The organism is uncultured Rossellomorea sp., assembly GCF_947488365.1.
Lineage (GTDB): Bacteria > Bacillota > Bacilli > Bacillales > Bacillaceae_B > Rossellomorea.
The window spans coordinates 537,197-559,917 of record NZ_CANKZT010000001.1; the positions used below are offsets into that span (position 1 = coordinate 537,197).

Below are 22,721 nucleotides of genomic sequence, written 5' to 3' on the forward strand. Positions count from 1 at the left end.
ATAACTATGAATAAGAAGGACTGGCCCTTAAGGTATTGTTTCCTTATGGGACAGTCCCCCCTAACTTAACTATTTTATCAATAAAAGAATAAACTGGCAATCAATGTTTTACAATGATAAATAGCCCTTCATCCAGTTCATGAGCAATACCATCCAGTATCGCTTCTAAATTTGCACAGATTTTCTGCAATTCTTCATCTGTTTTACAATAAAAGACGCTCGTTCCACTTGGAACCTTTTCAGGGGTTGTCGTAACCGTCGCGAGAATAAACTTCTGAATAGATGTACTCATTCTAATTTACTCCCCTCTTGATTCGCCTTTGATTCAGATGGCATTCTTATCGCATTTTCCAAGGTCGGTACCTGCCCAAGAATGGCAATGGCTTTCTCTACATCCTTTCGCTGCGGAAGGACGAAGACACCTATTCGACCATCGTCCAAATCTCTCTTGGCCAGTGGCGTTAATGCGGGAGTGCCTGAATCTTTAAATATCCCCAACGAAGTAGACATATCATGAAGAATCGCTTGCCTTTGACCAAGGTTCGCTACCGTTGATCTGGCATCGAATGATTTGGGAGAAAGGACAAACCCCATTCCATACTTTAAAATTTCTTCTTGTCTTACCTTTAATCCAATATTCATGATGTAAATATTATCAACGTAAAGTCCGGCCCCATCAAAATGAGGCTTCACATATTCAATCGTTACGATATCCTTTAACCTGCCCCCAGCCATTAGCTTATGTGCAATCACCATACATATCGCACTGATCACCAGCGCTACATAGAAGTTAAAGACAATATAAGCTAAAGTAGCTAAGAGAGAAGTGAAAATAACCAAGTAATTACGGCTTTCAAATGCTACGGCAATCCCTTCAATGTATGTAGCCCCTCTAGGGACAAGTTCATATGCATCTAACTCTGTCAATGTGTTCCTCTCCATATTTCGCACATCCCGAAATTGAGACGCAGCAACGGTCAAGAAAGTAATCGCCGTGAAGTTCTCCTCTAGTAAAGCAGGAATCGCGATGGTGCCTAAGCCAGCAGCAATAAATCCAAGAGCGATATGTATAATCTTCCCATGCAAATAAGTGGGATATTGGCGATAGTCTGTACGCAGCATATAAATTCTGGTTAATGTCCCCACAACTACTCCGAAGATGACCGGATATACATACTCATTCATAGATTTTTCATTTCCCCTTTGTTTGATTGTACTTTGACGTTAAAATACTGATTAATTTCTCCAAACAACTTAATGATTAAAAGGATTCCAGTAGAAATAGCCAGGACATCAAGATAAACAGGGCCACCGATAGGATAAAATAATCCTACCTTCTTTAACGGAATGCTCAGAAAGACTTCTCCAACTATACTACTGCCGGCAATAGCGATCATCCGGAGCACGTATGAAGATGAGCCATAGAAAAGAACACCCAGGAAAGCAAGCGATAGAGCAATGATAAGGTTCCGATCGATAAACATTAGAACAGGATCATAAATAGCCACTAATCCTATGCCTGCATATAGCATTCCCATCGTCAGAATAGCTACATACATATATAACTTCTCTCTCAAACTAAGAATTCTTAAGTAACGGAAACAAATAAGGCCTATAATAAAAATCGGTGCTGCGACGTCCACAGAACCTACTTTTACACCATATGGAAACACGCATAATAACACTAAACACAAGAATGAATAGCGAAAACGATAGGGGTGCGCCTTATTCATCATAAACGTCGTATAAATCCAAATTCCCCAAAGCAACCATAAATACAGGATCCCATCCACAATCACTCACTCCCTCCTATTATCTACATTATGGAAAATCTTTATGTATCTCATTCATGTATGAATCAACTTTTCAAAGAAAAAATAAGAAAGGGAGGTGTTTACGATGGGTAAAGATCGTCAAGAAAAGAAACTAAAACAAAGCAAACGAGTAGAATCAGACCGAGACCAGGGCCTGCACTACAACGGAGCAACAAGCCTGCAAGGACCGGAAGAAGCCAAAAAGGGGCAAAGGTAACAAGAAAAGCGGAAGGGGCTCGCCCTGGGGCGACAATCATAAGACGAGTCACCCAGAAAGGCGTTCTTTGCCTTTTTGGGTGACTTGGCTTATGACCTCGAGCCCCAAGCCCCTGTAGCTGTACATCAAGAAAAGCGGAGGCGGCTTGATAGAGGCGACAAGCATAAGACGAAGTCACACGGAAAGGTAGCCTGGGTTGGCCCGACAAGCGTATTTGACTGGAAATCATTTGGACAAACAATAATTCAGCCGAAATTCTAAATAATCCGGCCGTTTTGAATGATAATCCAGCGGAAATGGCCAGGAATCAGGCCGATTTGAACTAAAATCCAGCCGTTTTATGGGTTAATCCAGCCGTTTTACAAAAATACCCAAAATTCACAACTCAACTCACGCAAGAAAAAAAGAACGAATTCTCAAAAGAGAATTCGTTCTTTTTACTTATTAAACGTTCTTTTGCTATAACTTGCAGGATTCAACCCTCTAACTTCCAGCCAATGAAACACATCCCCTGACAACACGAGTGGAACGCTGTGAAGATCTTCTAGACGCCTACACCCCAGGGCACACATCAGAAACTGAATATCCGTATGAATCTGATTCACTTCATCAATGGAATCCTTTAGACCTGATTCCAGAAGCTGTTTGAGAATGACCCCTGCCATCCCTACAGCAGATGCCCCTAAACCTAGAGACTTAACGATGTCTAAACTATTTTGGATGCCTCCGGAAGCTAGGATTGGTTTCAAGGATGTTGCATGAGTCTCAGCGATCGATATGGCAGTAGGAATCCCCCAATCATCGAAAAATTCCAACATTCGTTTTCTTCGTTGATTTTCGATTTTCGAGAAGTTTGTTCCGCCAAAGCCGCCTACATCGATGGCTGAAATATTTGAGTGGGACAAGGATTCGGCAACCTCTTTACTGATACCAAAACCCGTCTCTTTCACAATGACAGGTACTGAAATACTCCCAGCAATCTCCTGTATTCTTTCAAGAGCGCCTCTGAAATCCCTGTCTCCCTCAGGCATAGTTAATTCTTGTATGACATTTAAGTGAATCTGCAGCGCATCGGCTTCAATCATCTCCACGGCATCTTTTGCCTGTTGAACAGTTGCTTCGCTTCCTAAATTCCCAAAAACCATTCCGTTTGGATTATGTTGGCGAACGACTTTATATGTGTTTCGTTCTGAAGGGTCTTTAAGTGCAGACATTTGAGAACCGACAGCTATTGCCAGACCGGTTTCCCGTGCAAGAATCGTTAATTCTTCATTGATTTTAGAAGTTGATTCACCACCGCCGCCTGTCATAGCATTTATGAAAATTGGCGAACTCCAATTAAGTTCGCCAATTTTTGCCTGTAGATGAACGTCATCTACTGCTATATTCGGTAAGCTTTGGTGGACAAAAGCAACTTCATCAAAACCTGTTCTGCGTTGTTGGCCAGTTGATAAAGCGTAATTAATGTGGTCTTGCTTTCTTTGAGCTCTTGTCACAATTCATCACCATTACTTAAGATCTTTTAATTTGTCACCAATCATTTCACCCAATTGGAATCCGGTATTTTCCTCAGGCATTTCGTAATCAGTCACTTCTTCCTCTTTTTCTTCAAGAGATTTGATGCTTAGAGATAAACGTTGATCATTCTCATTTACATCCAATACCTTCACTTGTACTTCTTGGTTTTCCTGTAGGACTTCGTGAGGGGTACCGATATGCTTATGTGAAATTTGAGAGATGTGAACAAGTCCTTCTACACCAGGTAACACTTCTACAAATGCTCCATACGATACTAAGCGTTTTACCACTCCGTCCAGAACACTGCCTTTGGGTGCTTTTTCAGAAATATTACTCCAAGGTCCAGGTAGGGTTTCTTTAATGGATAGAGAAATACGTTCGTTGTCACGATCAACGCTTAATACTTTGACCTGTACTTTCTGACCCTCCGTTACTACGTCTGAAGGCTTCTCAACGTGTTCGTGAGAAAGCTGAGAGATATGAACCAATCCATCTACTCCACCAATGTCTACGAACGCTCCGAAATCTGTAATTCGCTGAACTGTCCCCTCAAGAACAGCACCAGATTCAATATCAGTAAGAAGTTGTTTCTTCTGCTGCTGCTTTTCTGCTTCTACAACAGCGCGGTGTGAGAGGATTAGACGATTTTTCTCCTGATCCAATTCTACAATCTTAAACGTTAAAGTTTTATCCTTATAGTCCGAGAAATCCTCAACATAATAATCTTCCACTAATGATGCAGGAACAAAACCCCTAACTCCAAGATCAACTACAAGTCCGCCCTTTACAACATCTTTCACTTCCGCTTCAAAGACGTCGCCATTTTCAAAGCGAACTTTCATTTCTTCCCATGCTTTTTCAGCATCTACTTTACGTTTAGAAAGAACCAGAAGTTCTTCTTCAACTTTCGTCACGATTAACTCAAGTACATCCCCTTCACTGACTACATCAGAAGCTTTTTCGATATGAAGGCTTGAGAGTTCACTAATTGGAATGATGCCATCCACTTTGCTATCTTGAACGTCAACTAAGACTTGTTTCTCTTCAACCTTAGTAACTGTTCCTTTAACTTTTTCACCGATTTCAAGATTCTTCACTTCAATTCCATTCATGTCTTCCATTATGTACTCCTCCTTAATCCATGACTGCAAAGATTTTGATAATTGCGAGACTTCACAATTTAAAATATTCTTTCTACTAACTTCTAATAAATACTACTTTTTGTCAAGCGAGAAAGCTCATATTATTGATGCTCGTGTATTAGTTTTTCAATATGCTGCATGATAATCTCGGTCGTCTTCTCTGCATTTAATCTTTCTTCACGAATGCCCTCCATAGGAATAGGGGGGCCGAATACGACTTTTAATTTCTTGAAGGGCTTATAGGGTCCAATGATCGCACATGGTACAACGTAAGCATCGGAACGAAGAGCAAAGAAGCCCGCTCCAGCCAATCCCTTACCAATTTTCCCTGTCTTACTTCTAGTACCCTCAGGGAACAGTCCTAAAACATCCCCTTGTTTAAGAACCTGTAAACCTTTCCGGAGTGCTTCCCGGTCACTCATTCCCCTTTTCACCGGGAATGCCCGTAAATCAGGTAATAGCTTACCTAATACCGGGACACTGAAAAGCTCTTCTTTAGCCATGAACGAAACAGGTCTGGGAGCTGAAATCCCTACCACAGGCGGATCTAAGTTATCAATATGATTGGCACACAATAGGACTCCCCCGTCTTTCGGGAAGTGCTCTAACCCCTGGACCTCGATACGATACAGCGGGGAAAGAATCGATTTAACGAGTCCTTTTGCAAAGGAATACAAGTTCACATTAACCTTTCCTTTCTACTAGCAACATAATTTGATCCACTACTTCTGAAATGGACAGTGAAGTTGTGTCTATTTCAATTGCGTCATCCGCTTTCTTAAGAGGAGCCACTTCTCTTTCTGAATCAATCTTGTCACGGCGAGCGATGTCTTCTTTCAATTGTTCCAAGTCAGAAGGAAACCCTTTCGACACATTTTCTTCATGTCTTCTTTGCGCTCTTTCTTCTACACTCGCTAATAAGAATACTTTAATTTCAGCGTCGGGAATCACATGAGTCCCGATATCTCTTCCGTCCATTACAACAGCACCTTGTTCAGCTAAGTGCTGCTGCCTATTCACCATTTCTTCTCTGACTTGAGAATGAACGGCCACATGAGATACCGAATTGGTAACGGCAGCCTGACGGATTTCATCTGTCACATTTTCTCCATCTAAATATACAATTTGACCATCTTCAGTCGGTTCAAGCTTTATTGTTGTTTGAGACAATAAATTCTTCAACTCATTTTCATCATGCAAGTCTATATTCATTTTCAAAGCTTTATATGTTAATGAACGGTACATCGCCCCAGTATCAATATAAAGATAAGATAATTTACCTGCTACAATTTTCGCTACTGTACTTTTCCCCGCCGCTGCAGGACCATCGATTGCAATTCTTAATTTCTTCAACTAATCCACCTACTTAAATTCCTAATAATTTTCTTACCTATTTTAACATAAATCTTATATCACGTTGAAAGAATCTTTATTCAAAAAAAAGAGCAGGCAATCAATCACCTGCTTTACCCGATAAGGTTTCGACTATTTCACTGTATTCCATTTTCTCCACTCCCTCATAAAAAACAATCTTGTGGAGCTCCGGAAAGATATTTAATTGATGAAAAACAAATTGGACTGCTATTAATAAAATAAAATGGATAATGACTAATTTGATTATTATTCGTTCAACCGATTTAATTGTACTCACCCTTTTCCTATTCATAGAAAAAGTATGTGTAAATAATGGATTTTTATTCAAGCAACCCTTTTTTCCTTAAATTTAGCTGTCGTTCAAAACAATATCTTAGAATAAGCTGTCGTTGATTTTCAGATAAATGTATAAATTCAATACTGGCGATTTGTTTATGATCTTTTTCCCAAACCCGTATGACCTTGCCTTCTATCTCTACATACTGGCATTCACCCGTTTGCATTGGAAGGACGATGATAGTGGATATCACAGAACCACTTTCAAGGTTCATTCCTTGTCTCACCATTACAGCACAGCCACCTGCACTGATATCCTCTGTTAACGTCGGGTGATAGTGATCATTTATTTTTAAAGAGATATCCGTATTGGCTTCAACACGAACAAACTGCCTTCTTTGTATCTTTACTAAACCTCCCTCACCAGGGTAGTGAAGATGGATCATCGGGATTTTGGATAATTTCCGTCCCATTACTTCTGTTTCAAACATAAGTACCGTTTGCTCATTAACAATGAAACTGGCTTTAAGCTGTGTACCATCAATTAAAAAAATGGCTTTCTCAGTTTTCGTATGAATGGGGTAATCAATATAAATGCCTTCATCGCCAAGCTCAACGACCCGGCACCTATAACGTTCAAATGTATCATTATGGATCGGTTCCAACTGCAATGTGGTACCTGCTTTTATCATAGTCCGAAACTCCCACTTTCAGTTTAAGTATCTTTATTATGGCATGACTTTCATCCCCTTTCCATACCTTTTTATAGCTCTGTTCTGAATTTAATAACACAGGGACGGACCTCCATTTCGGAGGTCCGTCCCTGTCTGCTCATACGACTTCTTCATAAATCGGTTCCGCTTTTCTTAGTTTCTCTACTTTTTCTTCTTCTCCAGTGTTTGCATTGATGAATATTCTAAAGGTATCTTTTCCTAGCATTCCTAAGAATTCGTAGCATAGTACTTCTTCATTTAGATCATTCACAATGACAGATTGACGCTCTTCCATTACTTTAAGGTTAGGGTTGGTCGTTTCTTTCGCTTGTTCCTGAGTAATGGACGGTTCAGCAATCTCTCTGTCATGGTTATTCTTTAAATATTCTTCGGCAGCAAACCCGACGATTTGACCATTATCCAATGCTACCTTTATTTTAACAGAATCCGGATAAATCCTTACACCATCCAGGACTGTCACATATGTGAAAATTCCAATGTTATCATACTGTGCACTTTCAAATAGTTCTAAATTGGAAAAGTCGTTATCTTTCAGGAACGCAGTCGCTTTCTCTGCCGCTTTATTTAAGCTGATTTTAGCATCCTGGACTTCGCGATTGTTGATGTACCAGATTGGATATCCACCTTTTTGAGTAATATCCATACTTGCATGTGTTTTACCTTTTTCAACCGTAACACTATAAAATTTATAGTCAGAGCCTTTTCCGCTCTTCGTTACTTTTGCATCTATCTTTTCACTTATCCCGGAGTATTTTCTTAAGATTGAAACAGCCTCATCCTTTGAAATCTCTTTCCCTTTTATCTTCTGAAAATTTTGGTCTTTCTTCTCAGTATTCACAAATGTTGTCGTACCAAAATTTGCTTCATCATATCCGGATACATTTTTTTCAACGGTTTTAAAGCCATCGATAATGGTGTTATCAGCCTGTTCATTCCCTGACGCCAAAGCAAGCTCCACATCCATCCATCTCAGGTTGTTCTCCATAACCAGATGTTGAACCTTTCTTAACTGATTCTGAATATCAGCACTTTGTGCATATAAATTTTCAAGTGATTTATATTCTTTATCCGTTAAAGGATTCTTATCTAAATCCCTCACTGCTACTCGGTAGCTGAAATCTCCAATATTACTTAAAAACTCTTCTGTTTTATTAAACGGCAGCAGCGTTAACGGAAGCTGCCCTACATCACTGTGCGCCTGAGAAGTTAATCTCCATATATCGGCAAGTGCCGGAGACAATGATTTCCTTGAATTCATGGCAAGAGTCGAACCTATTTTATCGTGAACCAGATCCACTTGATAAGTTAACTCATGGAACGCTCTTTGATAGTTATTTTCAGCATTGATTAATATCGCATTTTTTTCCTGATGCTCTTGGTATCCCCAGAATGCGGTTCCTGCAACACCAAGGACGAGCACCGTTATTAAAATGACACGTAGCAATGTACTTCACCTCTTTAACTACAGAATATGTGCTTTCCAATTTTCTTAATTTGTGGACGTGACCAAATCCACTTGCTTGTTGCTGTCACAGGGTTAAAGTAATAGAGAGCACTTGAAGAAGGATCCCAGCCGTTTATGGCATCTAAAACCGCTTCTTTCGCTTTTTCATTTGGCGTTAACCATATTTGCCCATCTGCTACGGCTGTAAAGGCACCAGGCTCAAAGATGACCCCCGCCGCTGTATTCGGGAATGCCGAGCTGTCAATTCGATTGAGAATTACCGCTGCTACCGCAACTTGTCCCTCATACGGTTCACCCCGGGCTTCTCCATATACCGCATTTGCCATCAATTGAATGTCGTTTTGTGAAAATCCATTAGGCGTATTCACTGCCGTTGGCTTGGAAGGAGTGGGTGTTGGTTTTGGAGCAGGCTTCTTTTGAGGAGCTGCTTTTCCACCGGATTTTCCGCCTCCAGCCCCGCCACCTCCAGGACCTTTTTGTTTATTTAAATCTGTTCCGCCATAATGAGTGAAGTTGTTGCCTTTTTCAATTTGTTTTTTTACAAATTGCTTGTTATACTTTGAGGCTTTCACCAGTTTTTCTTTCGTTTTCGCTCCTGCCAATCCATCAATAGGAAGTCCGAACTCATATTGAAAGTTTCTTAGAGCCCAATATGTGCCCCACCCAAATACTCCATCAATATCACCGTTATAGTATCCGATATATTGAAGTCTGGATTGCAGTTCGATTACATCCTCACCTGTTGCGCCATGTTGGATTACTTGATTAGAAAAAGCGTCTGCCTTCTCTCCTTCAGATGAAATCATAAAAAGAGAAAACATAAGCACCATGACGACTGAAGTAGAAATCAATTTGAAACGACTATTCATAATGCTTTAACCTCCATATCTTCAATTAACATTAACTCTAGTTTTTGTAGTGGCTCCCATTTTATACAAGTGAATAATAAAAATTAGCAAGCCCATAAGCGGAATCGTCTCGTTAAGAGGCTACAAGCACTTTGATAAGACAATGTAATGTGTCAGCAAAAGCCATGTAAACAATGGAAGTTATAATGGAATGAGGATTACTTCAAACAAATCCGGAATTGAAAGGGAGGTCATGATGGAGGACTATTTAGCAAAGTCATTAGATGAGTGGAAAGAAGATATTTCAGAGGTGTTGGATCAGATTAATACTGATTACGAAGAGATAAAGAAGGAACTGAAGGTGTATTCCTATAAGTACGGCATTACAAAGCAAGTCATTCAATCAACAGTGAATGAGGAAATCATCGAAAATATCAGGGAAATGTATCATAAGCCTTTTGAAGAAAAGTACAATGAACTGAAGGAATACATACGCGAATTGGACGAAAAAAGAAAAGTGTTTCAAATGTTCGTGAATAAAATTGATGAAGTGAAACGAAAGGAAGCACCCAAAACAGACCTGGCAGCTGCTTACAAGTGAATATTAAATGAGACCGCCTTAGCAAAAAGGCGGTTCTTTGTTACCGGGAGTACATAAGAGTATCTGAAAATACAATGTAAAAAAAGACGCTTCAAATAGTAAAGCGTCTTTTAGATAATTTCTTTATCGAATTCAGTACGTGTATATTTCTTTTCTGTTAAACGATGAGCACTTTTCACTTTCTTCAAACCCAGCCACCATAAGAAAAACATAAACGGTACCATAAAATAGACCCAGTTTTTCTCGGCTAAAAAGATGTAATTATATGTTCCATGTAACAGGATGGGCACAGATATCGCAATAAATAGCCACTTATGCCTCTCTTCACTTGAGGAAAACTTTGCTTTTCCTAAGTAATATCCCATAATGACACCGAACAAGGCATGACTTGAAACAGGAAGGATCGCTCTTCCAAATGCATGTTCAACACCGTTTGCAACCAAATACAAAATATTTTCAATAGTAGCGAAACCAAGTGACACACTTGCACCATAAATTATGCCGTCGTATGGTTCATTAAAATCAACATGTTGGAAAATCGCAAACATTAAAATAAACCATTTGAAGAATTCTTCTAAAAGCCCGGAAGAAATGAAAGCCGTCGACCAATTGGAATCAATGATTCCTTCAACTTCTAACACATATTGTAAGAACATAATAGGAAAGGTGATAAGGGCCCCATACATAAAGGTTTTGAACACTAGCGTAATAGGTTCTGCCTCATATTCATCCCGCAAATAAAAGTAACTTAGCAATGCTAATCCTGGTGCTATACCCGCTGATAAAATCACCAGCATAAAAAAGTCCTCTTTTCTTTCTGTTTTCTTAATCGTATCATGTTAATGTAGGAATGGAAACAGGAATTTATTTGGTTGGAGGAATGAATGATGAAGAAAGATATTTTGGTCATACATACAGGCGGTACCATCTCTATGATGGAAGACGAACAGACTGGAGCAGTCACTCCCGGGAAGGAAAATCCCCTTTCGGTACAAACGTCTATCGTATCGAATTTAGCAAATTTAACGGTCTTAGAAGCATTTCATCTGCCTTCCCCCCATATTACAACAGAGCACATGCAGCAATTGAAAGAGATCATTGAAACGAAATATAGGGAAAAATCATTTGACGGTGTCGTCATTACCCACGGAACAGATACGCTCGAAGAAACTGCCTACTTCCTGGATTTAACCCTTTCTCTTCCAGTCTCCCTAGTCGTTACAGGGGCAATGAGATCAAGTAATGAAATTGGAGCGGACGGTCTTTATAACCTCATTTCATCCGTTCGGGTAGCTGCTGATGACAAATCCAAGAACAAAGGGGTTTTAGTCGTCCTGAATGACGAAATTCACTCTGCGAAGAACGTGACCAAAACTCACACAAGCAATGTATCTACCTTTCAAAGTCCACAGTATGGTCCGATCGGCATTGTGACGAAAAGAGGCGTCCTCTTTCATCACCAGCCTACTTCAAATGAATACTATCATGTTTGTGATATTTCAAAGAGAGTGACGCTGATCAAGGCATATGCTGGAATGGACTCTGGCTTATTGATAGCCATTAAAGATTTACAATATGATGGAGTTGTAATCGAAGCATTGGGACAAGGAAATCTCCCACCTGATACGGTCAATGGAATCAATGAGCTGTTAGCTGCAAACATTCCTGTTGTCTTGGTTTCGAGATGCTTTAATGGAATTGTTCAGGATATATACGGCTATTCAGGTGGGGGGAAACAATTGAAAGAAAAAGGGGTTATCTTTTCAAACGGTCTAAACGGACAAAAGGCGAGAATTAAATTAATGGTTGCACTTTCCCAAACCAATGACATTAAAGAATTAGAAACGATTTTCAAAAATTAAGATTGTTCTCCAGCCAGGCTAAATAGATACCCAACAGAAAGGAAAGAGGCTCACATCAGAGCCTCTTTCCTTTTCATCATTTATACTTTTGGGTAAGGGATTCAGAGATTAATCCTCCATGCAAACGGCCATTTTCAATAAATATTTCATTCGCATTATTCCCAGCAGCTATGACACCTGCAATATAGACGCCCTCTACATTGGTTTCCATCGTTTCGGGATGATAGGAAGGTCTTCCGGTTTCCTTATCAATATCAATCCCCATTTTCGTCAAAAAGCTATGATCCGGGTGATAACCTGTCATCGCAAACACAAAGTCATTCTTGATTTCTTTTTTCTCGCCATTTACATTGTAAATGACAGAGTCATCTGTAATTCCCTCTACGCACGCGTTGAATTCCATCGTTACTTCGCCATTTCTGACAAGTGCATCAAAGTTAGGGAGAATCCAAGGCTTCACGCTCTTTGAGTACTCACTCCCACGGTATAGAACGGTTACTCTTGCCCCCGCTTTATTCAATTCCAGAGCTGCATCGACCGCTGAGTTCTTCCCTCCGATCACAACCACATCTGTGTCAAAAAAGGGATGTGCTTCTTTAAAATAATGGAACACTTTCTCTAAGTCCTCTCCTGGAATCTCTAAAAAATTAGGATGATCATAGTAGCCAGTCGCAATGACAATCGACTTACTTTCATACGTTCCCTTTGAAGTGGAAACCGAAAAACGGTCGCCTTGCTTCTCGACTTTATGAACGGTTTCGAATCGGTTGATTCTTAATTCTTTCCGCTTAGCCACTTCACGATAATACACGAGCGCCTGATTTCTTCTTGGTTTATGTTCTTCGATCACGAAAGGAACCTCACCAATTTCAAGCTTCTCACTTGATGAAAAAAAGGTTTGATGAGTCGGATAGTGATATATGGCATTCACAATATTCCCTTTTTCAATGATTAAAGGGTTGATTCCTTTTTCTTTTAAACTAATAGCAGCAGACAACCCACAAGGTCCTCCACCCACAATAATGCATTCTTCCATTTTCAAATTCAGACACTCCTTCAATTCCTCTATCTGAATGGTGATTTACGTTCGTGCACTTCAGATGTTAAAATATTCTCTACCCAATTATTATGGAATAAGATTGTGTTTAGGTCAAAAGGAAGCACTCACATCTTTTATCCCTGCCTTCAATATTATCTGTAATAACAGCTGAATTTAATGCTATTCAATACTTTTATTAAAAGGTTCTTTTCGTATAGTTTGTTGCTATTGTATAGGAGAAAGTGCTAGTTGATTTCCGCTCCAGGTGCTCGCTTTCCGCGGGGCGTGAGTTGAGCCTCCTTAGGCTTTGCCCTGCGGGGTCTCAACTTTCCCGCTATTCCCGCAGGAGTCGAGCACCTTCCGCTCCAATCAACTTTCTAAGTGTGAGTTTCTTACTATAGACTAATATAAATATCATAATCGTTTAGAATACAGCAATTTTCTGATTGTACAGTAGATTTTAGCTCGTATAGGACAAACTGTTTCTTTCAATTGTTTATTAGCATAAATAAGCTCTGTCACGAAAAACTCTTATACACGGTGAGGGGAACTGTGTAGACTCCGGCGGATTTTGGTCGTGCCGAGACCCCGTTCGGCTAAGCTGAGGAGGCTCGGCCGAACGCTAACTGCAAGCGGAGCAGTTCCCCTCACCATCCAGCATAAGCTGGTTGGAGCCCTGGCAGGTCCTATGCTAGAAAACAACAATCTTTGCCAAAAGAGCCTATTAAAAAGACAAATAAAAAAAAGATGAGATAGCGTCCATCTCATCCCGTTCTTATGAAATTAAATCCAACCTCTGAATCGGCATGCTTCTGCCATTTTTCTAACGCCTACCATATAAGCCGCAAGTCTCATATCGACTCGTCTGGACTGCGAAGTTTCATATACATTATTAAAGGAGTTGACTAGAATCTTTTCCAGCTTTTCTTCCACTTCTTCTTCAGACCAATAGTATCCTTGATTATTTTGTACCCATTCAAAGTAAGAAACCGTTACTCCGCCCGATGAAGCTAATACATCCGGCACTAACAAAATCCCTCGCTCTGTTAAGATTTTTGTCGCTTCTAATGTCGTCGGGCCGTTCGCAGCTTCTACCACAATGCTCGCCCGAATATTGTGAGCATTTTTTTCTGTAATCTGATTCTCAATTGCTGCAGGCACGAGAATGTCACAATCAAGCTCTAATAGTTCTTCATTTGTAATCGTATTATTAAATAATTTCGTAACCGTTCCAAAGCTATCTCGACGATCCAGCAAATAATCGATATCCAAGCCATCCTCGTCATGAAGACCGCCGTAGGCATCAGATATCCCTATCACCTTTGCTCCTGCGTCATGCATAAACTTTGCAAGGAAGCTTCCAGCATTACCGAAGCCTTGAACGACGACTCTCGCCCCTTCAAGCTTTATCCCTTTTTTCTTGGCTGCTTCATGGATACAAATGGTCACGCCCTTCGCGGTTGCCGTTTCGCGACCATGAGATCCTCCAAGCACCAATGGTTTCCCTGTAATGAACCCTGGAGAATTGTACTCATCTATTCGGCTGTATTCATCCATCATCCACGCCATGATTTGAGAATTAGTGAAAACATCAGGAGCTGGAATATCTTTAGAAGGCCCTACAATTTGGCTGATCGCGCGTACATAACCACGACTCAACCTCTCTAATTCTCTAAATGACATATCCCGGGGATCACAAATGATTCCCCCTTTACCTCCACCGTACGGAAGGTCTACAATTCCACACTTCAAACTCATCCATATTGAAAGTGCTTTCACTTCTTTCTCTGTAACATTCGGGTGAAAACGGATCCCGCCCTTTGTCGGTCCAACTGCATCATTATGTTGAGCACGGTATCCCGTGAAAACTTTTACTTTCCCATCATCCATCCGGACTGGTATTTTAACTGTTAACATTCTTACAGGTTCTTTTAATAATTCAAATACTTCTTGTGAATACCCCAATTTATCAAGTGCAAGATGAATAACCGTTTGTGTAGATTTCAGTACATCGTGTTGATCAGATGCTTGGTGATTTTCTTTCCCCTTTTCGGCTACCATGTATGTAAACCTCCCAGTATCCTTCACTGTTTAACGGAACCTCGTCCGCTTTCATGACATAGTATACACGTTTGATTTCCTCTTGCAAAGAAGGAAAATAAAAAAAAGAAGATTTTTTTGAAAACGCTATCATAAACGAAAAGCGGAGGCGGCTTGGGCAGACCCGACAAGCATAAGACGAGTAACCCGGAAAGGCGCTTTTTGCCTTTTTGGGTTGCTTGGCTTATGACCTCGAGCCCCAAGCCCCTGGAGCTGGACATATCGAAAAGCGGAAGGGGCTCGCCCTGGGGCGACAAGCATAAGGCGAACCTGCCGGAAATGCGCTTTTGCCTTTTTGGTAGGTTTGACTTATGACCTCGAGCCTCTAGCCGCCGGAGCTGGACACATCGAAAAGCGGAGGCGGCTTGGGCAGGCCGAGAAGAAATCACAACAACCATCTCAAAAACAAAAAACACTTCCAGGAATCAACCTAAAAGTGCAAAACTTTACCTATTTATCCTATAAATCATAGTAAACCATATATCTAAAGGGGGTGAAGATTCAGTACCACATACCACGATCAAAAATAAAACAGAATTTTTTCAATGGAATCCTTTATTAAAACAGCACGGCCATATTCCATCAGGATATGTTTCGTAGTCTTTGAGTGCTGGCCATATTCAGCGCAAATGGCCTCCAAAATAAAGCTATCGCATTCAAGTAGGTTTTCTATAAGTAAGTAATACTTATTTTCATAATAATAAATACTTAACTGTATAAGACGATTGTTCACTTTGCTCAATTCGTTGATGCGTTTAAGGAGGTTCAGTACATCCTCGAAATCATCAAAGTAGACGAGCACATCATGATCATTCATGGACTTTATGATTCCATTTTCGTCTTCCCAATCAGAAAAGTCATCTTCTGACTCTAACGTGAGGATCATACAAATTTCCTGATCATCGAATGACTCAATCTCCACGGTGATTTCCATTTGCGTTTCAATGCCGAACTTCCCTTGAACTTCGTCCAGCATATCTTCAAAAAGATCATGCCACATATAGGAATCTTTCCATTGGTCTTGTTCAAATAAACCTTTTTGCTCTAACTCTTCCACACTAATGGAAAATTTTATTTTGTTGTCAGAAATTCTTTCGAGCTTCATCTTCGTACCCCCTAGAGTGTGACGATTTATCACCATACTATGTAAAGGGCAGAAAACAGTGCATAATCCACTTATAATTTACTTTTCAGCCATAGTTCCCAATCGGATTTGGATTGTCCGACGATGTGTTCCTGGAATTGCTCTTTCTTATCTCCTGGGAGGTTGTCTACAGCAAACCCGCCAATCCCGATTTCCAGGTCTTCACGCTCATCTTTTAATGTAGTGACTAGAGACAGCAGGTTGTCTGCATTTTCTCGTAAGGTGCAGGAGAAGAATAAAAACTTAGGATTTACTTCGTCAAGAACAATGTCTATATCATTTTCTTTTATACTGGAACCTAAATAGATTACTTCAAAGCCCTTTCTTCTTACATAGAGAGTAAAGATTAATAATCCTAATTCATGCCATTCTCCAGGTCCGCAAACTGCCACTACTTTAGGTAAGATGCCGTTGTGTGGAAACGAGTGCATGATGATGCCGATTCGAGATCTGAGTATCGATGTGGCAAAATGCTCGTGTGCAGTCGTGATTTTGCCGTTCTCCCACAGGTCTCCGATTCTCACCAGTAAACTGCCCAGGATATCAATCACTACTTTATCGATCGTGTAAACAGCAAACGACTGGTTGATTAACTCATGTGCTTTTGTTTCATCAAAGCTTAAGAGTGCTTTTAACAGATCATCTGAGATGCTTTGAGTACGATCCTTTTGTTCAGATGAGGTGATCTCATTTTCTTCCAGCTCTTGTTTGTCAAGCAGTGCAACAGCCTGACTAATGGTAAATCCCTGATTGACCTTTTCAACCAGCCATTTTAATATATTTAAATGCTGTTCAGTGTATAAACGGTGACCCGATTCATTTCGTACAGGAGCAATAATCTGATATCTTCTCTCCCATGCCCTTAATGTACCTGGTTGTATTCCTAAAATTGTGGACACAGCTTTTATATTGTATTTGCCTTCTAACTTCTTATCATTGCTCATAAATAGTCCCCCAAGTAATTCTCTTCTCTCTGAAATTATAATCGAGAAACCCTTTTGTGTAAAATTTGTATAGGTAATGAATAACAAATGTTCATTTCATTCTTTTTCGATTATCATCAAATGGGTTTCTGCCGGAGCTCCCAAGCGTAATGGAAGTGCAGTGGTCCCATAACCGTTACTTACTAATAGGGTGGTCTGCGGGAGTTTTTCAAGTCTTCCTTTTTTATACAGTCCCCAGCCGAACAAGCGAATTTGTCCACCGTGTGTATGACCGCTTAACATCAAATCAATACCTTCTTCTTTTCGTACCTCTCTCACAAGTCCCGGGTCATGACTCACTAAAAGATTAAATTCATCTGGTCTTGTCCTTTTAAGAGCAGATGTGTAGGAAGCTCTTTGCGTACTCGCATCGTCTACTCCAATCATGTTTATCATTCCGTTATGGATCGGCACTTTAACTGAATCATTTACGATTTCAATGATTCCCTTTTGTTTGAATATTTCCTTCAGCCGATTTGTATCCACTTCATAATCATTATTGCCCCAGACAAAATATATCCTACCTAGAGTCAGCAGTTTATCTAAATTTCGTTCAACTCTTGAAAATGGGACTCCTTTTTCTAGAAGATCCCCGCCAATAATGACAAGATCGGTTTTTCCCTTCACTTCTTCAATAATTTCATCTGAAACTTCCCGCTTATGTATATCTGATATAAAAAAGAGGGAAATCGGCTTCGTATCATCAGGAAAGTCCGTAAGCTTCACCTTTTCCATTTTAACAACATTTCGACGTGCTTCATATGACATAAAAAAGAGGAGCATGACTCCCCCTGCTAATAACAAAATAATAAATTCAAGCATTGTGGCCTCCTTGGCGGCGAAAATCTATAGAAATAATACCATAAAAAATGGATAAAAAGGAAAAAATCATTGTTTGCCACATCCCAAAACAACTTAATAAATAGATGATGACTATATGAAAAGGAATGATGAGTAATTCTTTATGTAGTTTACCATTTAATAATCTCAGAATAGAATACAATTCAAATTTAAGTAAATTCCCTTGAACCATCAGTCCCACCATAAAAGCCATCATTGCCGCAAAGAATGGTACAGGATTTAAGACTAACTCAACAATGAACTCTGAGCTATTAAGCAATTCTGCTGCAGGAAACCATTTAATGTATAGATACCCTAAAAGAAACGTGATAAGCAGTTTAGCAATATGATTGATCAAAAAAATCCCTCCCATAAATCTTATGAGAGGGATTTTTTTTCATACAGGGTTTCCGTCAATTATTCATCTTCTTGAATATCCAGGATACGGAACCCTGATTTCTCTAACTTATGAAGGAATTTATCCATATTATCCTTCTTTTCTACCTTTAGTACGATACGTCGCAATAATTTATCGGTTTCATCAAAGGTTACAAGGGATATGACCGATTCCGAGTACTGCTGAATGATATCCCCAAGGCGGGCAATCCTTCCTTCTGTTTCTACAGAAGAAAAGGCGATGCGGACTCCCTTCTGGTCCATCCCGAATGCACTTCTGAATTGATCGAGTACATCAAAGCGGGTAATCAGGCCAAGGAATTTTTTATTTGCCCCTACGACAGGGAGAATCGGGGAATCCTTTAATTCGACCAAAGCATTTTCAAATACATCTTTTTCTGTTATATATTTGTCGGAATCTGCAATAATATCACGCACCTTTCTCTCCTTGAGAAAGGCTTCTTTATCCATTCCTGAAAGAAAGAAGCTCTGATAGATATTGTAACGAGTTGCTACCCCTTTATATTCATCATTCGCCAGGACCGGTACTCCATCAATTTTATGATGCTCCAGTACTGTTAGGGTCTTTTCGATTGAATCATTTTCATCTACCACGTAGCATTTGTGTTTCGGTATCATGGCACTTTTAACAAACATTTGACCACCTCATTATTAATATCCTACCTTTTTAGTATTCAACATTTTCAAAGGATTTCCCTTCATAATTATGAATTTTAATTATTTAACATGTTCTATTTATTTATTTCATATGTTGTTACGAAGGATTTACTTTAAAGGAGGGATTATCATGCATGAATTTTATAAAGCTTATTATCCATATGTAAGTCCATTCGATCCATGTAAGCCGATCACCCGTAAGGTTTATTCAACTCCTCCAAACCTTTACTTAGGTTTTCAGCCTCCCAACTTGGAGCAATATTCACCAAAAGAAGCGCTACAAAAAGGCACTCTTTGGAAAGTGTTTTATGATCCCTACTATAGTCCCTATGAAAAGATGAAGGGAGAGTAAACTGACATGAAACAGCTTCCCCCCCATTATTATGAAGTGCTGGAAGAGTTACAAGCGGTTGATTTCGTGATTCTCGATCTTACGCTATATCTCGATACACACCCAGAAGATTATGATGCAATCTCTCAATATAATATGTACATTAAAACCCGAAAACAAATTAAAAAGAAATTTGAAAAGGAATTTGGTCCTCTGACCAACTATGGATATAGCTATTCCAATTACCCTTGGGACTGGAAGGACGCTCCGTGGCCATGGCAAGTATAAAAAAATAAGGAGGTGCATGACAATGTGGGTTTATGAGAAAAAGCTTCAATATCCTGTTAGAGTGAGTACATGCAATCCTAAATTGGCTAAATTTCTGATTGAGCAATATGGTGGTGCAGATGGAGAACTTGCCGCTGCCCTGAGGTATCTCAATCAACGCTATACCATCCCGGACAAAGTCATCGGATTGTTAACGGATATTGGGACGGAGGAATTTGCTCACTTGGAAATGATCGCCACAATGGTTTATAAATTAATCAAAGATGCAACTCCCCAGCAGATGAAGGACGCTGGACTTGACCCTCATTATGTCAATCATGATGGAGCGATCTTCTATCACAATGCTGCGGGTGTGCCGTTTACTACATCGTATATAGCGGCTAAAGGTGATCCGATCGCTGATTTATATGAGGATATCGCAGCTGAAGAGAAAGCAAGGGCTACCTATCAGTGGATCATTAATATGAGTGACGATCCGGATTTAAATGATGGCTTGCGGTTTTTAAGGGAGCGTGAAATCGTACACTCCCAACGCTTCCGTGAAGCAGTTGAAATACTTAAGGACGAAAGAGATAAAAAGGTGTTCTTTTAATGAATGGGAATGTAGAGTTGGCTCATTTCATCGAGCAAAGGGAGAATGGGCCAATCCTATAAAACTAAGCACCAAAAAACGAGTATCCCATGGACTCGTTTTTTAGTGCTTGCATTTTATCTCACTTACTTCCATGAAATAAGTTAATATCCCATTCTTTTTTCATTTTTTCATACACTTGATGCCTTTTTTTCCACGCTTCTTCTTTCCATAAATCTTTACTTCGATCAATGATTTCACACCTTAATGCATGATATTCTTTTTCTTTTTTCTCTTTTTTTTCATATAAGATTTTCGTAGCACCCCAGAGTCCAACCAACAGCATGGTAATAAATAAATGAAAAGAGCTGGACACAAATACAGAAAACATCTCTGCAAATGAATAAGAATAAGGTCCAAGAACAAATTTCGTCACATAATAGAGAAAAAAGAAGGAAGCAAACAGTGCTGCCCATAAGCTATAGAGGTGTATCACTTTGGCTTTATCGAACTTTTGTTTTTTGTCTATTAAATTATGTAGCATCTGCCCGGTGGCATGATCCGTCCATTCGCCAAAATCGTTTCCAGCATGATTCATTACCATCCTCTCCTTCCCTTCCCTATAGTTTATGAACTTGTCCATATAGATAGAATAGTAGAATAAAAAAAGGACCTTTTTCAGATCCCTTACACATCTATAAGAAAGGACGAATTGTATCTTCACCCAAACATTTGTCTCTGATTGCGGTAAAAGATTATTTCACGGAATTCCACAATGAGTTGATCAAAGATGGTATCCCAGGATTGTTCTTCAGCTATTTGAAGAGCTTTTCGTTTCATATCGGGTAGGCGGTCTTCTTGTAATATTTCCTCGATATGGTGAATAAATGAAGGATATTGATGAGCTTCAGCTATTCTTCCTGTTTGATCATGATCAACGATATTCGTCACTCCCCCTTTATCAGCCACTACAGCTGGTAAACCGGATGCGAGCGCTTCCAATACCACATTACCAAACGTCTCTGAAGCAGAGGGGAAAACGAACAGGTCAGAGGATGCATACACTTCCGCCAATTCATCTCCTGTTACATAACCCGTAAAAACTACATCTTCCAGTTTAGTTTTTTCCATAAGTTCATTTTTCATGGGTCCATCTCCTACAATAACCCACTGAACCTGATCTTTTAATTTTTGGGGAAGATGCTGAATGGTTTTCTCAAGTGTATCTAAGTCCTTTTCAGGCGCCAACCTGCCAACATACAGGAGGATGTATTTCTTGTCAATATTGTATTTCTTCCTTAGTTCAGAACTGCGCCTTTCAGGGGAATAGGTTTGACAATCGACTCCCCTGCCCCATATGGATAAGTCGGTAAAACCCTGCTTTTCTAAATGAAGTTTCGTTTCATTAGAGGGTACAAAAATGCGATCTGCCTGTGAATAAAACCATTTCATGTATTTCCACAATAATGGGTTCACCCACATCATTTTGTAATAATTCAGATACAGATCAAAATGGGTGTGATAAGAGGCTGCAAGGGGAAGATTCATTTTCTTTGCCCCACGGACCCCATACAGGCCCATAGTAAGAGGTGTGGTTACATGAATCAGGGTGGGGGAAAAATCTTTCAATTGCTTTTCAATCGTTTTAGGATTGGCGATAGCTGTTCTGCATTCGGGGTAAAAGAAAAAAGGAAAACTTGTGAAGGAGTGTACATTTGGGTAGGATCCCTTTTTCTCTTGAGGATCGGGAACAAAAACTTTGTATTCAATCCCTCTTTTCTCATAATGATTCGTCAACCTTTTCAACGTTCTTGCTACTCCGTTCACTTGAGGATGATAAGTATCAGAAAACAATGCAACTCGCATGTACACTTCCCCCTTTGTAATTGCGTGCAATCTGTAAAGTCTATGGGTTTATCAGATAAACAATAGAACCATTAAAGTGGTAGCAAATGCAAGGAATGCTCCTGCCAGTACATCTGAAGGATAATGGACCCCCAGAACTACTCTTGAATATCCAACCAACCAACTTAATGGAAATAGGATCAGAATCGTTGCCGGATACTGAATCATAAAAGGAATCGAAATGGCAAATATTGCGGTTGAGTGACCAGACGGAAATGAATGGTCTTTAAATTCATAGCCGTGAACCATCGCATTTGGTAATGATAGATAAGGACGGATTCTTTTTACCAATTTCTTAATGATGGTCATAAAAATATGACTGATACATAATGAGATCATTGCGACCGTTACGGTTTTCTTCATAGATGTATAGTACTGGCTCAAGAAAAACAGGATCAGAATGGAGGCTACCGTAAGCCTCGCTCCTCCCAAATGAGTAACAATACCGAAGAATGAACGATACAGCTGTTTACTGCCATTAATTCTGTAAAACAACAAATCATCTACTTTTCGAAATCGCGTAATCATTCTGTCCACCAGACCAACCCCTTCTTTGTCTTAAAAGTACTGTCAACTTTATTATATTTTCAGTTTG

28 protein-coding genes are annotated in these 22,721 nt (G+C 39.8%); 6 read left to right on the forward strand and 22 right to left on the reverse strand.

Annotated elements, in window-relative coordinates:
- Positions 1 to 100 precede the first annotated feature (100 nt).
- Genes Q1B03_RS02920 through Q1B03_RS02930 form a run of 3 tightly spaced genes read right to left on the reverse strand, consistent with a single transcriptional unit; the run spans position 101 to position 1,799 of the window.
- Entirely contained in the window at positions 101 to 292 is a 192-nt protein-coding gene (locus tag Q1B03_RS02920) for a capping complex subunit for YIEGIA (protein ID WP_299738011.1), read from the reverse strand.
- Positions 289 to 1,185, reverse strand: coding sequence for a YIEGIA family protein (locus tag Q1B03_RS02925; RefSeq protein WP_299738013.1), 897 nt, complete (start codon positions 1,183 to 1,185; stop codon positions 289 to 291). Before Q1B03_RS02925 ends, Q1B03_RS02920 begins: the two co-directional genes overlap by 4 nt.
- Positions 1,182 to 1,799 (reverse strand): hypothetical protein, encoded by a 618-nt coding sequence (locus Q1B03_RS02930; protein ID WP_299738015.1) that lies wholly within the window; start codon positions 1,797 to 1,799, stop codon positions 1,182 to 1,184. Before Q1B03_RS02930 ends, Q1B03_RS02925 begins: the two co-directional genes overlap by 4 nt.
- Positions 1,800 to 1,899: 100 nt before the next feature.
- Between Q1B03_RS02930 and Q1B03_RS02935 the strand changes: the two genes are divergently transcribed.
- On the forward strand, positions 1,900 to 2,031 hold the full coding sequence (locus Q1B03_RS02935) for a YpzI family protein (protein WP_299738017.1): 132 nt from the start codon (positions 1,900 to 1,902) through the stop codon (positions 2,029 to 2,031).
- 437 nt (positions 2,032 to 2,468) lie between these two features.
- On the opposite strand, the gene fni is transcribed toward Q1B03_RS02935, so the two are convergent.
- The 8 genes from fni to sleB form a co-directional block, all read right to left on the reverse strand.
- Positions 2,469 to 3,527: a type 2 isopentenyl-diphosphate Delta-isomerase gene (gene fni, locus Q1B03_RS02940; RefSeq protein ID WP_299738019.1), complete on the reverse strand. Its 1,059-nt coding sequence runs from the start codon at positions 3,525 to 3,527 to the stop codon at positions 2,469 to 2,471.
- Between the two features lie 12 nt (positions 3,528 to 3,539).
- Complete coding sequence (gene rpsA, locus Q1B03_RS02945) at positions 3,540 to 4,673, reverse strand: 30S ribosomal protein S1 (RefSeq protein ID WP_299739571.1); 1,134 nt, start codon at positions 4,671 to 4,673, stop codon at positions 3,540 to 3,542.
- A gap of 119 nt (positions 4,674 to 4,792) precedes the next feature.
- A complete protein-coding gene (locus Q1B03_RS02950) occupies positions 4,793 to 5,374 on the reverse strand; it encodes a 1-acyl-sn-glycerol-3-phosphate acyltransferase (RefSeq protein ID WP_299738021.1) in 582 nt (193 codons plus the stop codon).
- A gap of 1 nt (position 5,375) precedes the next feature.
- A complete protein-coding gene (gene cmk / locus Q1B03_RS02955; RefSeq protein WP_299738022.1) occupies positions 5,376 to 6,044 on the reverse strand; it encodes a (d)CMP kinase in 669 nt (222 codons plus the stop codon).
- Positions 6,045 to 6,144: 100 nt separating this feature from the next.
- Positions 6,145 to 6,357 carry a YpfB family protein gene (locus Q1B03_RS02960; RefSeq protein ID WP_299739573.1) on the reverse strand — a complete coding sequence of 71 codons (213 nt, stop codon included), beginning with the start codon at positions 6,355 to 6,357 and terminating at the stop codon, positions 6,145 to 6,147.
- A 28-nt stretch (positions 6,358 to 6,385) separates the two neighbouring features.
- The gene (locus tag Q1B03_RS02965) at positions 6,386 to 7,033 is read right to left on the reverse strand and encodes a flagellar brake protein (RefSeq protein ID WP_299738024.1); all 648 of its coding nucleotides are present in this window, start codon (positions 7,031 to 7,033) and stop codon (positions 6,386 to 6,388) included.
- 139 nt (positions 7,034 to 7,172) lie between these two features.
- Positions 7,173 to 8,519, reverse strand: a complete 1,347-nt coding sequence (ypeB, locus tag Q1B03_RS02970) for a germination protein YpeB (RefSeq protein WP_299738026.1) — start codon at positions 8,517 to 8,519, stop codon at positions 7,173 to 7,175.
- Between the two features lie 14 nt (positions 8,520 to 8,533).
- Positions 8,534 to 9,370, reverse strand: a complete 837-nt coding sequence (sleB, locus tag Q1B03_RS02975) for a spore cortex-lytic enzyme (RefSeq protein WP_299739575.1) — start codon at positions 9,368 to 9,370, stop codon at positions 8,534 to 8,536.
- A gap of 274 nt (positions 9,371 to 9,644) precedes the next feature.
- Here sleB and Q1B03_RS02980 point away from each other — a divergent pair, with 274 nt between their 5' ends.
- A complete protein-coding gene (locus Q1B03_RS02980) occupies positions 9,645 to 9,989 on the forward strand; it encodes a hypothetical protein (protein WP_148970017.1) in 345 nt (114 codons plus the stop codon).
- Between the two features lie 110 nt (positions 9,990 to 10,099).
- Here the strand turns inward: Q1B03_RS02980 and prsW are convergent, their stop codons facing one another.
- Positions 10,100 to 10,786 carry a glutamic-type intramembrane protease PrsW gene (gene prsW, locus Q1B03_RS02985; protein ID WP_299738028.1) on the reverse strand — a complete coding sequence of 229 codons (687 nt, stop codon included), beginning with the start codon at positions 10,784 to 10,786 and terminating at the stop codon, positions 10,100 to 10,102.
- 90 nt (positions 10,787 to 10,876) lie between these two features.
- Between prsW and Q1B03_RS02990 the strand changes: the two genes are divergently transcribed.
- Positions 10,877 to 11,851, forward strand: coding sequence for an asparaginase (locus tag Q1B03_RS02990; protein WP_299739582.1), 975 nt, complete (start codon positions 10,877 to 10,879; stop codon positions 11,849 to 11,851).
- A 76-nt stretch (positions 11,852 to 11,927) separates the two neighbouring features.
- Here Q1B03_RS02990 and Q1B03_RS02995 read toward each other — a convergent pair whose 3' ends face one another.
- The 7 genes from Q1B03_RS02995 to Q1B03_RS03025 form a co-directional block, all read right to left on the reverse strand.
- Entirely contained in the window at positions 11,928 to 12,893 is a 966-nt protein-coding gene (locus Q1B03_RS02995) for a YpdA family putative bacillithiol disulfide reductase (RefSeq protein WP_299738031.1), read from the reverse strand.
- Between the two features lie 780 nt (positions 12,894 to 13,673).
- Positions 13,674 to 14,951 carry a Glu/Leu/Phe/Val dehydrogenase gene (locus tag Q1B03_RS03000; protein ID WP_299738034.1) on the reverse strand — a complete coding sequence of 426 codons (1,278 nt, stop codon included), beginning with the start codon at positions 14,949 to 14,951 and terminating at the stop codon, positions 13,674 to 13,676.
- A 559-nt stretch (positions 14,952 to 15,510) separates the two neighbouring features.
- Entirely contained in the window at positions 15,511 to 16,095 is a 585-nt protein-coding gene (locus Q1B03_RS03005; RefSeq protein ID WP_299738036.1) for an adaptor protein MecA, read from the reverse strand.
- 71 nt (positions 16,096 to 16,166) lie between these two features.
- Positions 16,167 to 17,078 (reverse strand): MerR family transcriptional regulator, encoded by a 912-nt coding sequence (locus tag Q1B03_RS03010; protein ID WP_299738038.1) that lies wholly within the window; start codon positions 17,076 to 17,078, stop codon positions 16,167 to 16,169.
- A gap of 96 nt (positions 17,079 to 17,174) precedes the next feature.
- A complete protein-coding gene (locus Q1B03_RS03015) occupies positions 17,175 to 17,939 on the reverse strand; it encodes a metallophosphoesterase (protein ID WP_299738040.1) in 765 nt (254 codons plus the stop codon).
- Positions 17,932 to 18,315, reverse strand: coding sequence for a hypothetical protein (locus Q1B03_RS03020; RefSeq protein ID WP_299738042.1), 384 nt, complete (start codon positions 18,313 to 18,315; stop codon positions 17,932 to 17,934). Before Q1B03_RS03020 ends, Q1B03_RS03015 begins: the two co-directional genes overlap by 8 nt.
- 59 nt (positions 18,316 to 18,374) lie before the next feature.
- Positions 18,375 to 19,010, reverse strand: a complete 636-nt coding sequence (locus Q1B03_RS03025) for an HPP family protein (RefSeq protein ID WP_299738045.1) — start codon at positions 19,008 to 19,010, stop codon at positions 18,375 to 18,377.
- A 151-nt stretch (positions 19,011 to 19,161) separates the two neighbouring features.
- Here Q1B03_RS03025 and Q1B03_RS03030 point away from each other — a divergent pair, with 151 nt between their 5' ends.
- The 3 genes from Q1B03_RS03030 to Q1B03_RS03040 are packed head-to-tail and all read left to right on the forward strand — an operon-like array spanning position 19,162 to position 20,242.
- Positions 19,162 to 19,383: a spore coat associated protein CotJA gene (locus Q1B03_RS03030; RefSeq protein WP_044340146.1), complete on the forward strand. Its 222-nt coding sequence runs from the start codon at positions 19,162 to 19,164 to the stop codon at positions 19,381 to 19,383.
- A gap of 6 nt (positions 19,384 to 19,389) precedes the next feature.
- Entirely contained in the window at positions 19,390 to 19,650 is a 261-nt protein-coding gene (locus Q1B03_RS03035; RefSeq protein ID WP_299738050.1) for a spore coat protein CotJB, read from the forward strand.
- A 22-nt stretch (positions 19,651 to 19,672) separates the two neighbouring features.
- Positions 19,673 to 20,242, forward strand: coding sequence for a manganese catalase family protein (locus Q1B03_RS03040; protein WP_299739584.1), 570 nt, complete (start codon positions 19,673 to 19,675; stop codon positions 20,240 to 20,242).
- 121 nt (positions 20,243 to 20,363) lie between these two features.
- On the opposite strand, the gene Q1B03_RS03045 is transcribed toward Q1B03_RS03040, so the two are convergent.
- From Q1B03_RS03045 to Q1B03_RS03055, 3 genes are all read right to left on the reverse strand, one after another.
- Positions 20,364 to 20,819 (reverse strand): DUF2663 family protein, encoded by a 456-nt coding sequence (locus tag Q1B03_RS03045; protein WP_299738053.1) that lies wholly within the window; start codon positions 20,817 to 20,819, stop codon positions 20,364 to 20,366.
- Between the two features lie 122 nt (positions 20,820 to 20,941).
- On the reverse strand, positions 20,942 to 22,087 hold the full coding sequence (locus Q1B03_RS03050) for a glycosyltransferase family 1 protein (protein WP_299738055.1): 1,146 nt from the start codon (positions 22,085 to 22,087) through the stop codon (positions 20,942 to 20,944).
- 51 nt (positions 22,088 to 22,138) lie between these two features.
- Complete coding sequence (locus Q1B03_RS03055; protein ID WP_299739586.1) at positions 22,139 to 22,654, reverse strand: phosphatase PAP2 family protein; 516 nt, start codon at positions 22,652 to 22,654, stop codon at positions 22,139 to 22,141.
- Positions 22,655 to 22,721: the final 67 nt, after the last annotated feature.

Bases quoted from the DNA above. Each gene is read 5' to 3' on its own strand.
- Q1B03_RS02920 (WP_299738011.1), bottom strand. From the start codon at position 292: ATGAGTACATCTATTCAGAAGTTTATTCTCGCGACGGTTACGACAACC.
- Q1B03_RS02925 (WP_299738013.1), bottom strand. From the start codon at position 1,185: ATGAATGAGTATGTATATCCGGTCATCTTCGGAGTAGTTGTGGGGACA.
- Q1B03_RS02935 (WP_299738017.1), top strand. From the start codon at position 1,900: ATGGGTAAAGATCGTCAAGAAAAGAAACTAAAACAAAGCAAACGAGTA.
- Q1B03_RS02960 (WP_299739573.1), bottom strand. From the start codon at position 6,357: ATGAATAGGAAAAGGGTGAGTACAATTAAATCGGTTGAACGAATAATA.
- Q1B03_RS02965 (WP_299738024.1), bottom strand. From the start codon at position 7,033: ATGATAAAAGCAGGTACCACATTGCAGTTGGAACCGATCCATAATGAT.
- sleB (WP_299739575.1), bottom strand. From the start codon at position 9,370: ATGGTGCTTATGTTTTCTCTTTTTATGATTTCATCTGAAGGAGAGAAG.
- Q1B03_RS02980 (WP_148970017.1), top strand. From the start codon at position 9,645: ATGGAGGACTATTTAGCAAAGTCATTAGATGAGTGGAAAGAAGATATT.
- prsW (WP_299738028.1), bottom strand. From the start codon at position 10,786: ATGCTGGTGATTTTATCAGCGGGTATAGCACCAGGATTAGCATTGCTA.
- Q1B03_RS02990 (WP_299739582.1), top strand. From the start codon at position 10,877: ATGAAGAAAGATATTTTGGTCATACATACAGGCGGTACCATCTCTATG.
- Q1B03_RS03000 (WP_299738034.1), bottom strand. From the start codon at position 14,951: ATGGTAGCCGAAAAGGGGAAAGAAAATCACCAAGCATCTGATCAACAC.
- Q1B03_RS03005 (WP_299738036.1), bottom strand. From the start codon at position 16,095: ATGAAGCTCGAAAGAATTTCTGACAACAAAATAAAATTTTCCATTAGT.
- Q1B03_RS03010 (WP_299738038.1), bottom strand. From the start codon at position 17,078: ATGAGCAATGATAAGAAGTTAGAAGGCAAATACAATATAAAAGCTGTG.
- Q1B03_RS03015 (WP_299738040.1), bottom strand. From the start codon at position 17,939: ATGCTTGAATTTATTATTTTGTTATTAGCAGGGGGAGTCATGCTCCTC.
- Q1B03_RS03025 (WP_299738045.1), bottom strand. From the start codon at position 19,010: ATGTTTGTTAAAAGTGCCATGATACCGAAACACAAATGCTACGTGGTA.
- Q1B03_RS03030 (WP_044340146.1), top strand. From the start codon at position 19,162: ATGCATGAATTTTATAAAGCTTATTATCCATATGTAAGTCCATTCGAT.
- Q1B03_RS03035 (WP_299738050.1), top strand. From the start codon at position 19,390: ATGAAACAGCTTCCCCCCCATTATTATGAAGTGCTGGAAGAGTTACAA.
- Q1B03_RS03040 (WP_299739584.1), top strand. From the start codon at position 19,673: ATGTGGGTTTATGAGAAAAAGCTTCAATATCCTGTTAGAGTGAGTACA.
- Q1B03_RS03045 (WP_299738053.1), bottom strand. From the start codon at position 20,819: ATGAATCATGCTGGAAACGATTTTGGCGAATGGACGGATCATGCCACC.
- Q1B03_RS03050 (WP_299738055.1), bottom strand. From the start codon at position 22,087: ATGCGAGTTGCATTGTTTTCTGATACTTATCATCCTCAAGTGAACGGA.
- Q1B03_RS03055 (WP_299739586.1), bottom strand. From the start codon at position 22,654: ATGATTACGCGATTTCGAAAAGTAGATGATTTGTTGTTTTACAGAATT.